Source organism: Pseudomonas sp. PGPR40 (assembly GCF_022014505.1).
In the GTDB taxonomy this organism is placed as follows: domain Bacteria; phylum Pseudomonadota; class Gammaproteobacteria; order Pseudomonadales; family Pseudomonadaceae; genus Aquipseudomonas.
The window spans coordinates 1-13515 of sequence record NZ_JAKLSP010000058.1 but is presented as its reverse complement, the minus strand read 5'-3'; the positions used below and the strand labels follow the sequence as shown (position 1 = coordinate 13515).

At 58.1% G+C, this 13515-nt stretch carries 15 protein-coding genes; 11 read left to right on the top strand and 4 right to left on the bottom strand.

Annotated features, from left to right (window positions below; genetic code table 11):
• Nucleotides 1-147: 147 nt before the first annotated feature.
• The 3 genes from MEB48_RS28700 to MEB48_RS28690 all read right to left on the bottom strand — a co-directional run bounded on the left by MEB48_RS28700 (nt 148) and on the right by MEB48_RS28690 (nt 2090).
• Nucleotides 148-1038 (bottom strand): esterase/lipase family protein, encoded by an 891-nt coding sequence (locus MEB48_RS28700; RefSeq protein WP_237887078.1) that lies wholly within the window; start codon nt 1036-1038, stop codon nt 148-150.
• Nucleotides 1039-1145: 107 nt separating this feature from the next.
• The gene (locus tag MEB48_RS28695) at nt 1146-1451 is read right to left on the bottom strand and encodes a DMT family transporter (RefSeq protein ID WP_095052918.1); all 306 of its coding nucleotides are present in this window, start codon (nt 1449-1451) and stop codon (nt 1146-1148) included.
• Nucleotides 1452-2090 carry an FMN-dependent NADH-azoreductase gene (locus MEB48_RS28690; protein ID WP_237887077.1) on the bottom strand — a complete coding sequence of 213 codons (639 nt, stop codon included), beginning with the start codon at nt 2088-2090 and terminating at the stop codon, nt 1452-1454.
• A 123-nt stretch (nt 2091-2213) separates the two neighbouring features.
• On the opposite strand from MEB48_RS28690, the gene MEB48_RS28685 reads away from it, so the two are divergent.
• From MEB48_RS28685 to MEB48_RS28670, 4 genes are all read left to right on the top strand, one after another.
• Nucleotides 2214-3158: a LysR substrate-binding domain-containing protein gene (locus tag MEB48_RS28685; RefSeq protein WP_237887076.1), complete on the top strand. Its 945-nt coding sequence runs from the start codon at nt 2214-2216 to the stop codon at nt 3156-3158.
• Nucleotides 3159-3292: 134 nt separating this feature from the next.
• A complete protein-coding gene (locus MEB48_RS28680) occupies nt 3293-3823 on the top strand; it encodes a ferritin-like domain-containing protein (RefSeq protein ID WP_095052915.1) in 531 nt (176 codons plus the stop codon).
• Nucleotides 3824-3989: 166 nt separating this feature from the next.
• On the top strand, nt 3990-4757 hold the full coding sequence (locus MEB48_RS28675) for a hypothetical protein (RefSeq protein WP_237887075.1): 768 nt from the start codon (nt 3990-3992) through the stop codon (nt 4755-4757).
• A gap of 72 nt (nt 4758-4829) precedes the next feature.
• Nucleotides 4830-5501, top strand: a complete 672-nt coding sequence (locus tag MEB48_RS28670) for a hypothetical protein (protein ID WP_237887074.1) — start codon at nt 4830-4832, stop codon at nt 5499-5501.
• A 69-nt stretch (nt 5502-5570) separates the two neighbouring features.
• Here MEB48_RS28670 and MEB48_RS28665 read toward each other — a convergent pair whose 3' ends face one another.
• Nucleotides 5571-7640, bottom strand: coding sequence for an AsmA family protein (locus MEB48_RS28665; RefSeq protein ID WP_237887073.1), 2070 nt, complete (start codon nt 7638-7640; stop codon nt 5571-5573).
• Nucleotides 7641-8124: 484 nt separating this feature from the next.
• Here MEB48_RS28665 and MEB48_RS28660 point away from each other — a divergent pair, with 484 nt between their 5' ends.
• From MEB48_RS28660 to MEB48_RS28630, 7 genes are all read left to right on the top strand, one after another.
• Complete coding sequence (locus MEB48_RS28660) at nt 8125-8553, top strand: hypothetical protein (RefSeq protein ID WP_237887072.1); 429 nt, start codon at nt 8125-8127, stop codon at nt 8551-8553.
• A gap of 154 nt (nt 8554-8707) precedes the next feature.
• Nucleotides 8708-9340 carry a TetR family transcriptional regulator gene (locus tag MEB48_RS28655; protein ID WP_008009759.1) on the top strand — a complete coding sequence of 211 codons (633 nt, stop codon included), beginning with the start codon at nt 8708-8710 and terminating at the stop codon, nt 9338-9340.
• A 275-nt stretch (nt 9341-9615) separates the two neighbouring features.
• Nucleotides 9616-10116 carry an urease accessory protein UreE gene (ureE, locus tag MEB48_RS28650; protein ID WP_237887071.1) on the top strand — a complete coding sequence of 167 codons (501 nt, stop codon included), beginning with the start codon at nt 9616-9618 and terminating at the stop codon, nt 10114-10116.
• On the top strand, nt 10113-10787 hold the full coding sequence (locus MEB48_RS28645; RefSeq protein ID WP_237887070.1) for an urease accessory protein UreF: 675 nt from the start codon (nt 10113-10115) through the stop codon (nt 10785-10787). The genes ureE and MEB48_RS28645 overlap by 4 nt, the downstream gene beginning before the upstream one ends.
• 23 nt (nt 10788-10810) lie before the next feature.
• Nucleotides 10811-11425 (top strand): urease accessory protein UreG, encoded by a 615-nt coding sequence (gene ureG, locus MEB48_RS28640; RefSeq protein ID WP_030128303.1) that lies wholly within the window; start codon nt 10811-10813, stop codon nt 11423-11425.
• 28 nt (nt 11426-11453) lie between these two features.
• Complete coding sequence (locus MEB48_RS28635; RefSeq protein ID WP_237887069.1) at nt 11454-12026, top strand: HupE/UreJ family protein; 573 nt, start codon at nt 11454-11456, stop codon at nt 12024-12026.
• A 173-nt stretch (nt 12027-12199) separates the two neighbouring features.
• Nucleotides 12200-13327 carry an AGE family epimerase/isomerase gene (locus MEB48_RS28630; RefSeq protein WP_237887068.1) on the top strand — a complete coding sequence of 376 codons (1128 nt, stop codon included), beginning with the start codon at nt 12200-12202 and terminating at the stop codon, nt 13325-13327.
• The last annotated feature ends 188 nt before the right edge of the window (nt 13328-13515 follow it).

Below are 13515 nucleotides of genomic sequence, written 5' to 3'. Positions count from 1 at the left end.
CATCGAGGCGCGGGGCCACAGCCCCACTCAGACGCCGGATAGATGAAAGCAAGCCAAACACGCATCAAAAACAGTATTGCAGAAAAGGGGGTAACCATAGATGTGGGAGCGGGCTTGCTCGCGAAGAACGATGACACGGTCTGACAGCTAAACCCCGGCCGCCTTCAACCGCGCCGCATGCTCGACAAACAACCGCACCGGCTCTGCGCCCTTGCCCACCAACCCCAGCGATTGGTTGACGATATCGAAGTGGTCCATCGGGTATTCATCGCCAATCACCGTCCCCAAATGCGAGCTGTAACGCCCGACCATCCCGTCGCAATGCCCCGCTTCACGCACAAAGGTCCTGGCAAACAACCGGCAACTGCGGTTTGTCCCGTCGAACAGATTGCACCCGCGATCGGTCTTGCCCGGCTGCAAGGTTCCTGACCAGGAGTAATAGCGCACGCCATTGACCACTTCCGGACCGTGCCCGCCCCAGGTTTCAGGCAACCCCTGTGGATAACGCTGATTGAACAGCGCCACGCCCGCGGTGGTCAGGGATTGGTGCGAAGCCGGGATATCCACCGGCAGTCTCGGCCCGCGATAGCCGGATTCCAGCAGGCACATCAGCGCGCTGATCAGCCACAATAAAAAGGTCAGCAGCCGGCCCTTGGCACTGTCAGCCGGATAGTGGGTGTGCAGATGGTCAGCCAGCTCCGAACCGTGATTCGGCCCGGCTACCGAAGTCACTGAAGCGACCTGGTCCGGGCGCTTTGCCGCCGCGTAACGGGCAGTCAGCGAGCCCTGACTGTGGCCGATCAGGTTGACCTTCTCGGCCCCGGTTTCGCGCAGAATCTCCTCAATCCGCGCCAGCAATTGCTCGCCGCGTACCTCGGTGGAATTGAGCGGCGAGACCTGCACCGCAATCACGGTCGCCCCATCCTGGCGCAATGCCGAAATGATTCCGAACCAATAGGGATAGAGCAGCAGACGGATAAACCCGAGCATTCCCGGGACCAGCACCAACGGGTAACGCGTGGCGGAACCTTGCGACATGGATGAACAATCCTTGTGATCGGTGAGATGAAGCAAGGCTGGATGCAAGGCGTCAGCCAAGCATCGCCACCCAAAATGACAACTCAACGACCAGTCTATGACATCGCTTATTTCAACCCCACCACGCCAGCCACAATCAGCCCGACCGATACCAGCTTGAGCGCGGTCAGGCTTTCGCCGAGCAGCGCAAAGCCGAGAAACACCGTGCCCAGCGAACCGATGGCGGTCCAGATTGGGTAGGCGATGCTCACCGGCAATTCGCGCAGGGCCAGGGTCAGGAAGTAAATCCCGCCCACTGCGGCCACCCCTGTAATTACTGACGGCCAGAGCCGGGTGAAGCCTTCGGCGTACTTCATGCCCATGGCGAAGGTGACCTCGAACCCGGCGGCGATCAACAAGAACAGCCAGGCCATCTAGAACGCCCTGGCCAGCGCCAGTAAACGCTGCTCGGCCTCGGCCACGGAAACCTGGAAGGTGCGCTCGGCGGACTCTTCACCCTCGGCGGCAACAACGGTGACGTCGGTGATGCCGATGAACCCGAGTGCCGTGCGCAGCAACGGATCGGCATGGTTCATCGCTTCAAGTTCGCCGCCGGGGCCGAAGCCGAACCCGCCGCGACTGGTGACGATCAACGCCTTCTTGCCCCGCAATAGCGGTTCGTACTGCGCGATGCCGTTGTCCAGTGAGTGGTTGAATGTCAGCCCGAGACGCACAATCTGGTCAATCCAGGCCTTGAGACCGCTGGGCACGCTGAAGTTGTACATCGGCGTGGAAATCACCAACAGATCATGACCGAGCAACTCCCCCACCAATTCATTGCTGAGTGCCAGGTCGGCCTGCATCGACAGCGGTCGCGCTTGCGGTTCCGGATGAAAAGCGGCCGCCACAAACGCTTCGTTGACGGCCGGAATCAACGCCCGACCGACTTCACGGCGGGTCAGTTGCGACTGCGGGTTGCGGACCTGCCAGGCGCAAAGAAACACCTCGGCCAAACGCCGCGAATGTGAACGTTCACCGCGGGGGCTGGCATGAATGGCAAGAATTCTGTTCATCTGAATCTCCTTGAGGGGCTAAACTGAAACGGCTTGTACTTGCAGCTTGAAGCGCACAGCTGCCTATCTTCAAATGAACAAAAATCAGTCTGGATGAATCCATTTCATCCATGGAGTTTTTAAATGTTTGCTTCGTTGCCGCTGACCGCCCTGCGCGCCTTCGAATCCGCCTCGCGCCTGTTGAGTTTCAAGGCCGCCGCCGAAGAGCTCTCGGTGACGCCGACGGCAATCTCGCACCAGATCCGCTCCCTGGAAAACTGGCTCGGCGTGCCGTTGTTCGAACGACTGCCACGGCAGGTGCGCCTGACCGAATGCGGCGAACGGCTGTTCCGCAGCCTGCACGGTGCCCTGCTGGAAGTGGCGCAGAGCGTCGATACCTTGCGCCCGCAACGCAGCGGCACGAGCCTGACGATTTCCACCACGGCCGCCTTCGCCGCCCTCTGGCTGGTGCCGCGGCTGGGACGATTTTATGCCCGCCATCCGAACATCAGCCTGCGCCTGGACACCCACTGCGAAGTCATCGATTTGCATCAGGACGCCAGCGTCGATCTGGTGGTGCGTTACAGCCTCGACGATTACCCGAACCTGTATGGTTTGTGCCTGTTCGATGAATCCTTTGGGGTCTATGGCTCGCCTGAACAAGTGGCCCTGGCGCCCAGTCGGGTACCGACGCTGATCAGCGTGCGTTGGCACAACTCCAAGTTGTATGCCCACGGCTGGGAGGCTTGGTGCGCGCAGTCCGGCGAAAGCTGGCTGGCTGCGCAACCGGCGGTGCGTGAATACGATGAAGAGCATTACGCCCTGCAAGCCGCCATCGCCGGGCAAGGCCTGGTGCTGGCGAGCAATATTCTGGTGTCGGAGAGTGTGGCCAGCGGCTTGCTGCTGCCTTATCGGGGTGACATTCAGGTCGACGGGGCCGGATACAGCGCGCTGTGCGTACCGGGCCGTGAACGGCATCCGCCGGTGCGGGCATTTTTTGCATGGTTGCAAGAGGAGGCTCGATTGTCTGGTCTATTGCCAAAATCGCAGTCTGCGGCAACTCCTACAGGAGAACTCATTTCCCTGTAGGAGCTGGCGAAGCCTGCGATCTTTTCGATTGGCAAATTACATAAAACTTTTCAGCGCGCTCATCACTCACAAAACTTGTAGCGATCACTTCTGCAGAGAGTGACGCAAACCGGATCAGCCTCCAGGAGACCGAGATGAGTGACATGCATTTGTCTGATGTAACCACCCTTCGCGAACGGGCTCGCCACAACGTCGAGAACGGCGCCGTGACCGAGGGCTACGGCGCCGACCGCGAAGAAGTGCTGCGCCTGCTCAACGAATCGCTGGCCACCGAGCTAGTCTGCGTATTGCGCTACAAGCGTCACTACTTCATGGCCAACGGCCTGAAAGCCCAGGTCGCCGCCGCTGAGTTCCTCCAACACGCCACCGAAGAAGCCCAACACGCCGACCGACTGGCCGAGCGCATCGTGCAATTGGGCGGCGAGCCAGAGTTCAACCCTGACCTGTTGTCGAAGATGTCCCACGCCCAATACGTGGCCGGCAATACGCTCAAAGAGATGGTCTTCGAAGACCTGGTCGCCGAACGCATCGCCATCGACAGCTACCGCGAGATCATCCAGTACATCGGTGAAAAAGACTCGACCACCCGGCGCATCTTCGAAGACATCCTGGCTCAGGAAGAAGAGCATGCGGATGACATGGCTGACCTTCTGAAAGATTTATAAATAACAATTAAATCCTTATCGCACAATTGCGATAAGGATTTAACCACCCACCAACTACCTTTCAAATCTAAAGTTACAAACCCTAAATAGACATTCTCCAGCATGGACTTATTCTAACAACCACAACCCATCGGTTGTTTAAATAAACCTATAAAGGACTATATCCATGCTTCTGGAAGAACGACTCGAATTTATTGACTCTTTGCCACCACTGCCGATTCCGAATGAACTAATCATTACGCCGCGATCGCTGACCAACGCACCTCATCACGATGTCAACAAACCAACCGCCAGCGTCATGCCTGATACGATCGATGCATTTCTTCCAGGGGTTTCACAGACAATCATCGACGACGTCAACCTGTGCAAATTAGTAATGCAAAATGCCGCTACAAAACTATACCCTGACGATGCGCAACTCTTCGATTGGTACAAATATTACGTTGACGGCCTGGACAAGCTTGGCTGGGTTATTCAAAACAAAAATCTGGAAACTGTCACCATTCGAAAAATTGGCCTGACCATGGATCAGGTTGCCCTTCACGTCGCAACGGCACTGATCGGAGCGGGTCCTGCTGCTATCTTGGCAAACGTTGCGCAAAAGGCCGTCGACGCAGCGCAGAAAGACCCCGGTGCCATTCAGATCTTTGACCGCAACAGGAAAACAGGCACACAGGCAAAGTTTGATATCGCGCCGGTTTGGGTCGATGGAAACAATCAACCTAACATGCTCCTAAATTGCATCTCCCTGGATGCGCGGGAAAGTACTCGTGGCATTCTGTTCTGGAAGTCCACCCAGCAGTCCACCACCATAAAAACAGGTGCCGTGCGCACTTATCTGGACACAAAGACGTTCGCAGCGCTGCGTCCCGACCTTTTTGCAAAGTTCACTGAAGCCGGAAAAAAATTCATTAAAGATCTTCCTGATTTTTAATCTTCTATAAAAAATTGAATCGGCAAGAAATTGCCGATTCAAATAAACCATCAATTTCGCGTAGAGCCCGCCATGGACAAACCCATATTCGATATATATCTTGCCAATGGCAACATTACAGTTTTTTGCGGCACACACGCTGACAAGTTAAAGAGCGACATTTTAAATTCAAGCCTATACGCTGAACTTGTAGCGACTCGGCAAACTAACGATCCGGAAACGTCGTGGCTCACTTACACAGATGTCCTGAGCAAGTTCAACTGGGTCATCAACAGCCGGGACAGACAGCGCAAAGAATTCGACAACACAAGCCTGCTTCAACTCATAATTCAAAGCGCTGGCAATGCCCTGCCAACCTATGAACGACAAGCGCTTGACAATGCCTTTTCGCGAATAAAAAAGCTTGGAAGCGATTCATTGGTCATTCACACGATTATCGACAAACTCAAAACCAACGCCACTTTTACAACAGGCAGCTCTCACGCATTATTGAATATAGTTCGCAAAGACAAAACCTTGTTAACACTGCAAATTTCGTTCGAAACCGCCAAGGGACTTGACATCAGTATTCTGGATGAACCAGTGCTGATGTCAGTCAATAACGGAAAAACCAACATCCGAATGTTGCGCAGTTCGCTGGACGAGCTCAGATACAACGACGTTAGAGATACCGTTATCCAAAAACTTGGCAACAAAATTAATACTGAACTGCTACATATCCCCGTATGTAGCGCACTGAACTGAAAAGTCCAAGACCTGAGGTTTAATCGCTTTCGAGCCAACTCGAAAGCGATTAAACCGTTCGAACGAGCGTCAGTTATTGACCGTCTTTGGCGCCTTGCCCGCCTTCATCTGCTCCAACAACGGCGCGCACTGATTCGGCTCCCCACCGCTTGGCGCTATCAGCGCCAGCAAACCCGCTGCCGGCGCGGCAACCACCCCCAGCGCAACCATCCCGGCTCCACGCAGCATTAACGGCACCGGCTTCACACCCGCATCCGGCTTGATGAACTTGCCCCGCACATACAGCGGCGAACGCAGCGAAATCAAGCGCCAGCCCTTGGATTCCGGGGAGATGGTCAGGTCCAGTTGCTCGGTCGCCATGTTTGCCGTGCCGTCGACGTAGACGATCGCGGTCTCGGTATCGAAGACGAACAGCCGCGTGGTCGCCAGGCCGGCCTTGATGTCGAAGTCGGCCGCCGCGCAGTTGATCTTGACCTCCCTGTCGCCAAAAATCTTGCCAACCACATAGTTCCCGACGTTCAGCCCCGCCAGCTCCATCAACTCACGACTGATAGCGCCGTCATTGATCAGCATCTTCAAATTGCCGTCGGCAGTACCCAATAGCTTGGCTACCGAGTTGCCCCGACCGACAAGATCGGCGTCGCCATTAAGCTCACCGAAACTGGTTTTCATCCGCTCCAAGGTGGGGAAGAGCTGCTTGAGCTTGAACTTGTGTGCCGTCAATTTGGCCCGGCCTTCCAAAGGCTCGGTGCGCCCGTCCAGACGAATCTGCGCATCCAGATTGCCGCCTGCCACGCCGAAACGCAGGGGCTCGAGACTGAGCACGCCATTGGTCAGCACCACATGGGTGTAGAGATCGTTGAACGGAAGTTTTGCGCTGTGGACGATGCGTTTACCAGTGAATTCCACATCAGCATCCATGTCGCGCCAGCGTTCAGTCCTGAACTCCTCGACCGGTAGCAGCTTGTCCGTCGGCTGCTTGCTTTCACCGCCACGGGCCTTTTGCTTGGCATTGGAGTCGGCGCCGATCAGCGGAGCCAGGTCGGTAAACAACAGTTGATTGGACTCCAGCGCCCCGCTGAGCTTGGGCTTCGGCTGGCTCGCAACGTAGGTCAGATTGCCATGGATGTCACTCTCGCCGATCGTGCCGTTGAAGTCCTTATAGCGGTACACCGCCCCGCCCGGTTCCTGCAACTTGGCGATCAAGTGCCCGTCGGTGGCATACGGCGGGGTATCCGGCAGGGTCACGCCGATCAGCGGATAGAGATTACCCAGGCTGGCCCCGGCCAGTTTCAGGCGCAAATCCAGAGCGCCAAGGTTCAATGGATCGGTGAGCGTACCGGCCAGCTCGACGCTGGTGTCGGCGATCTTCATTTGCGCCTGAAGCGGGAACGGCCTGGTGGCGTCCTGTAATGCCAGCAGGCCACCCACCTTGCCTTGGCCGGCGAGACTCTGGCCGTGGTATTGGCCTTTTACCTTCAACGCAAATGAGTAATCCTGCGGCGAACCGCCCTTTTCAACTGCGGTTTTCGCCGCTTTGTTGCCAACGATGTCGCTGAAAGGAATCGGCTTGCCCAACGGATCTATAAGCAGATCAAGCTGAGTTTTCAGCTTCTGGTCGTCGAGCGTGACGTGGCCCTTGTCGAAGCCGATGGCCCCGATGTCCAGCACCCAGTTCGAAGGCTCGGCGTCCGGGTCTTTTGGGTCGAACTTGAACGTCCAGTTGGCACGGCCGTCGGCCAGGCGCTGCAGATCGGCATCGGGTTCGCTCAAGTCAACGCGCGGAATCACCACCCGTTGCGCCAGCAAGGGCAGCGGCGAAATGCGTAGTTCGACGCGTTTGAGCGTGGCCATCTTCGGTTGCTTCGACCAGTCTGGGTTACCCAGGCTGAGGTCCTCAGCCACCACATGCGGCCATGGCACCCAAGCCCGCCAGCCACCCTCTTCGGGCTCGCGCTGCCAGATCACCGCAAGGTTGCCATTGATGGCGAACGGACGATGCAGTTCTTCGGATACTTTGGCGTTCAGGGGCGGTTTGATCCGGTTCCAATCGAAGAACGCGATCATCAGCACCAGGACGGCCAGCAGGACAACGAGGCTGGCGAAGGTCCAGGCAAGAATTTTACGAGTGCGCGTCATTGCACAGGACTCCTGAATACAACTGAGCGCCCTGACCGCGACGCACTGATGAAACGTTAGGCAGAACTGGCCTGCCATGAAATTACGACTGAAAAATAGCTCGCAGGTTTAACCCAAAGGCCGATTTGCACACAAATAGCCGCTCCGCCTCAAATCTGTAGGAGCGAGCGGTGCGGCGATCCGACTTGCCCGCGAAGAACGGAAACGCGGTGTTTCTCCAAGACCGCAGCGCCTGCTTCGCGGGCAAGCCTCGCTCCTACAAGATTGGCCTTACCGGGCCCCGCACTTTTGCGAGGTGAGAGCGGTTCGAAAATACCCACCCCAGTGCAAAAACACTCGCCGGAAACGCCCGTTCTAGAGCCTTTCGGCGAAACAATCAATTCCGTTGATTATTACCATTGCGCATATGAACTTTTAGATCGACTTATCGAGAGTAGCATTGCCGTCGTACCCACTTTATCGCCCTCCCAAGGAGCAACCCATCATGAAACGCGAAATACTGCTTAGCCTGACCCTCTCGATGTTAGCCGGCACCGCTTTTGCTTTGCCGGCCGCTGATCAGGCCACTCCACAAGTCAAAGACAGCCACTCAGTGTTCAGCCAGACCGTTGCCGCTGATGGTTCCGACCGCACTCCACAAGGTCAGACCCTGGCCGAAGGGGGCAATGATCGCCTGAAAGAAAAAGGCCTGATCACTCAAGATGGCTCGGATCGCACTCCACATGGCCAAACTCTTGCCGCTGACGGTGCCGCCCGTACTCCACAAGGCCAAACCCTGGCCGCTGACGGTACCGATCGCACTCCACAAGGCCAGCCCCTGGCTGCCGACGGTTCCGATCGCACTCCACAAGGCCAAACCCTGGCTGAAGGTGGTGGTGACCGTGTGATCGAACGCAACAGCGCTGTGAGCTAAGCCTATGGTGGCCCCGAAAAAAAGCCCAATCCACGGATTGGGCTTTTGACCTTATAGAAGCTGCATTTTCCCCGCCTGATCACCGATCGTTCGACGCCAGCGAAGCCGATTTGCTAGAGTGCGCCGCTGTCCCTGTCCAGAAAACACCCTTGCGATGCTGCCCCGCGCCGAACAGAAACAACAGACCCGCAACGCCCTGATGGACGCTGCCCGCCACCTGATGGAAAGCGGCCGAGGATTCGGCAGCCTGAGCCTGCGCGAAGTGACCAGAACCGCCGGGATCGTACCCACCGGTTTCTACCGGCATTTCGCCGACATGGATGAACTGGGCCTGGTACTGGTGAGCGAAGTCGGTCAGACCTTCCGTGAAACCATCCGCCTGGTGCGCCATAACGAGTTCGTCATGGGCGGCATCATTGACGCCTCGGTGCGGATCTTTCTCGATGTGGTCACGGCCAATCGCTCGCAATTCCTGTTTCTTGCCCGCGAGCAGTATGGCGGTTCGCTGCCGGTGCGCCAGGCCATTGGCCGCTTGCGCGAAGACATCAGCTCGGACCTGGCGGCGGACTTGTCACTGATGCCGAAACTGCAACACCTGGATATCGCAGGGTTGAGCGTCATGGCTGATCTGATCGTCAAAAGCGTGTTCGCGACATTACCGGACATCATCGATCCGCCGGCTGAAGCCTTGCCGGAGCATCTGACGCCACAAGCGAAAATCACTCAGCAGTTGCGGTTTATCTTTATCGGCCTCAAACACTGGCAAGGCCTCGGCAGCACCGAATAACCCCACCCCATGTGGGAGCGGGCTTGCTCGCGAAGGGGACGTTACATTCAACATCTTTGTGGCCTGATACACCGCTTTCGCGAGCAAGCCCGCTCCCACAGAACTCAACACCATCCCAACTTGGTGCACCAATAAAACCTGCGCACCAACATCACCCAAAATCCTTCAGCATCCTGAACCACCAACCAAGCCCCGACAGGCATTTCCTACGCCTCCCCCGATTGGCAAGCCCCTTGCTCTATCTCTGAGCATTGCCCATTGCTGGAAGCCTTCCGATGCTGGTGATTCATCGCAGAATCGACCCTCAACCCGTCTGGGACGCCGAGTTGCACCTGACCTTCGAAGCCCGGAGCAAAAGCCGCTTGCGCTGTTTCGGTGCCGAGGGCGAAGACGTCGGGTTGTTTTTGCAGCGCGGTCAGCCGCCGCTGTATGACGGCGAATACCTGCAAGCCGAAGACGGGCGCATCGTTCGTGTCTGCGCTCGCCCGGAACAATTGCTGCACGTCACCTGCGCCAACGCCTTCGAACTGACCCGCGCCGCCTATCACCTGGGCAACCGCCATGTGGCTCTGCAGGTCGGCGATGGCTGGTTGCGCCTGCTCGACGATTACGTACTCAAGGCCATGCTCGAACAGCTGGGTGCCAACGCCCAGAACATCGAAGCGCCGTTCCAGCCGGAACATGGCGCCTATGGCGGCGGCCATCACCATTCGCGTCATGGCGACGAGGATTTCAACTATCCGCCGAAACTGCACCAGTTCGGCGTGCGCTTATGAACCCAGCCTGGGCGCTGCTGCGTCTGGCCAGTCCACAGCTGCCGATTGGCGGCTACAGCTATTCCCAGGGTTTGGAGATGGCGGTGGAAAACGGCCGCGTAAACGATCCCGACAGCGCGCGGCGCTGGATCAGCGATCAGTTGCTGCTCAATCTCGCGCGTTTCGAAGCGCCGCTATTGCTCGCCCATTGCACCGCCGCGGCTGAAGAAAACTGGGCCGCACTGCTGCAACGCTGCGAAGAGCATCGCGCCAGCCGCGAAACCCGCGAGCTGCATCAGGAAAGTCGGCAGATGGGTTATTCGCTCAAGCAACTGCTCACCGGTTTACCCGAACTGGATGCGCCAGCCCGCGCCTTTCTCGACCAATGCCCAGAACCACACCTGGCCCTTGGCTGGGCGCTGGCGGCACGCGCCTGGCAGATCAGCCCGCAAGATGCGTTGGCCGCCTGGCTCTGGAGCTGGCTGGAAAACCAATTGGCGGTGCTGATGAAAACCCTGCCTCTGGGCCAGCAAGCCGCCCAACGCCTGACCAGTGAACTGCTGCCGCTGCTGCAACAGGCGCAGCAAGACGCCACCCGAATCAATCCCGAACATTCCGGCAGCGCCGCTTTCGGCCTGTCCCTGGCGTGCATGGCCCATGAGCGCCAGTACAGCCGTCTGTTCCGTTCCTAGGGCCTTTTACTTTGGAGAATCACATGAACGCCCAACCTCTGCGCGTCGGCATCGGCGGCCCGGTCGGCTCCGGCAAAACGGCCCTGACCCTGGCCCTGTGCCTGGCTCTACGTGAACGCTACAACCTCGCCGTCGTGACCAACGACATCTACACCCGCGAAGACGCTGACTTTTTGGTGCGTAACGAAGCCCTGGCACCCGAGCGGATCATCGGCGTGGAAACCGGCGGCTGTCCGCACACGGCGATCCGCGAAGACGCCTCGATCAATCTGGAAGCCGTGGATCAACTGAACCGGCGTTTCCCGGGGCTGGACCTGATTCTGGTGGAGTCCGGTGGCGACAATCTCTCGGCGACCTTCAGCCCGGAACTGTCGGACCTGACTATCTACGTGATCGACGTTTCGGCTGGCGACAAACTGCCGCGCAAGGGCGGGCCGGGGATCTGCAAATCCGATTTGCTGGTGATCAACAAGATCGACCTGGCGCCGCTGGTAGGCGCCTCGCTGGAGATGATGGACAGCGACACCCAACGCATGCGCAACGGCAAACCATTCGTCTTCAGCAATCAGAAAACCGGTCAGGGTCTGGAAGCCATCATCGCCTTTATCGAGCGCCAGGGCTTGCTGACCGCGGCCTGATCACACTTATCAACAAGGAAGCTTATCCATGACACTGAAACGCATTCTGGGCGCCATGGCCCTGCTGCTGACCCCGACCATCGCCTTCGCCCATCCGGGTCATGGCGACAATGGCTTGATGGCCGGCATCAGCCATCCGATCGGTGGCCTCGATCACTTGCTGGCAATGGTTGCCGTGGGGTTGTGGGCCGCGCAGCAGAAAGGCGCCGCGCGTTGGGCGCTGCCCTGCACGTTTGTGGGCACTATGCTGATCGGCGGGCTACTGGGTTTTGAAGGGCTGAACCTGCCGGCGCTGGAAAGCGGGATTGCAGCATCGGTACTGGCGCTGGGCCTGGCGGTAGCTTTGGCGGTGCGTCCGCCGTTGAGCCTGGCGGTGGCTGCGACCGCGTTGTTTGCGCTGTTTCATGGTGTGGCGCATGGTCTGGAATTGCCCGAGATGTCGAGGCCTTGGGTGTATGCGACGGGGTTTGTGGTGGCGACGGCGGTATTGCATGGGTTGGGTTATGCGGTGGTTCGAGTGTTGCCTCAGACCGCGGAATCTCTGGTTCGGTTGGCGGGTGCGGCTTCGGCGGCGACTGGGGTTTGGTTGTTGACAGGCTGATTTTTTATCGGCTGTTGCGGCCTCTTCGCGAGCAAGCCCGCTCCCACATTTGATCTGTGTACACAGGAAAAATGTGGGAGCGGGCTTGCTCGCGAAGGCGGCCTGACAGACACCACGTCTCTCAGGCCTGCTACCATGTCGCGCAATCGCCCCTGCCGTGACGACGCCAGCCAATGCCGCCTGTTTCCCGCTCTGCTCCCCAGCCTGAATTGACCGCCCTGTTCGCCTCGGTGCAACAGCATTTCCAGGACGTAATCGTACCGCTCTGGCAAGGCCCCGGCTGGAACGCCGACATGGCATTGCCTTATGAAGCGCTGGACGCCGAGCATCAGCCGCTGCCACCGCAGCGCTACCGGGCCATGGCTTGCGCGCGGCAGCTGTACCTGTTTTCCAGCCTGATCGGCCAAGTGCCTCTGGCTGAAGAACGTGCGGCGGCGCTGTTCCGTTCCTTGCAACGGCATTTCCACGATGCCGAGCATGGCGGCTGGTTCTACAGCATCGACCCGCAAGGTGCGCCGCTGGATCAACGCAAAGATCTTTACACCCACGCCTTCATCCTGTTCGCCTGCGCCCATTACTGGGACAAGGTTCGCGAACCGCTGGTGGAGTCGGTGCTCAACGCCACACTGGAAGTCTTGGCCCAGCGCTTCGCCACAGGCGACGGCCTGTATGAAGCCAGCCTGGGCCGTGATTGGTCTTCGCTCGACTCCGGGCCGTTGCAGAATCCATTGATGCATTTGGCCGAAGCCTTCCTCGCCATCCTTTCGGTGCGCGAGGATGTCTCTGTGCAGAGCGCGCTTATGGAGTTATGCACAGCCATGCAGAAGCGCTTCATCGACCCGCAACACGCGGTATTGATGGAAAAGCCGCTGGGCACTGTGGATAACTGGTTCGAGCCAGGCCATCAGTTCGAATGGTATTTCCTGCTGGAATCCTCACCGCTGCTGCGCGGCTCGCAACTGCATGCTTCGCTGGACCGTGCCTTTACGTTTACCGAGCAACTGGGCGTGGATCAGCAAACCGGTGCCGTGCGCGCAATGCTGGAACCGGACGACCATCTTCGTGATGCGACCCAACGCATCTGGGCCCAGGCCGAATACTTGCGTGCCCTGACTTTGCGCCCGAATAGCGAAGCGTCCGTGCAGCGCCAATTACAGGCATTGCAACAGCGCTTTTTGCATGCAGGTGGCTGGTTTGAATGTCGCGATGAGCATGGCGAAGTGAGCCGCAAGGACATGCCTTCGACTACGCCTTATCATTTGGCGACCTGTTATCGCGGGCTGGCTGAGTATTTGCGCTGACTGGGAGATTGCTTTCGCGGGCAAGCCTCGCTCCTACAGGTTTTATGCGAACGACACAAAACCTGTAGGAGCGAGGCTGTTGTGGCTCAATGTTTTTGGACCATGATGTAGGAGTGTCGATCTAAGGAAGCATCATGGGATATCGGGTTGTTAACGCCGAGGAAAAAGCGGAAGCCATTCGCTTGGTT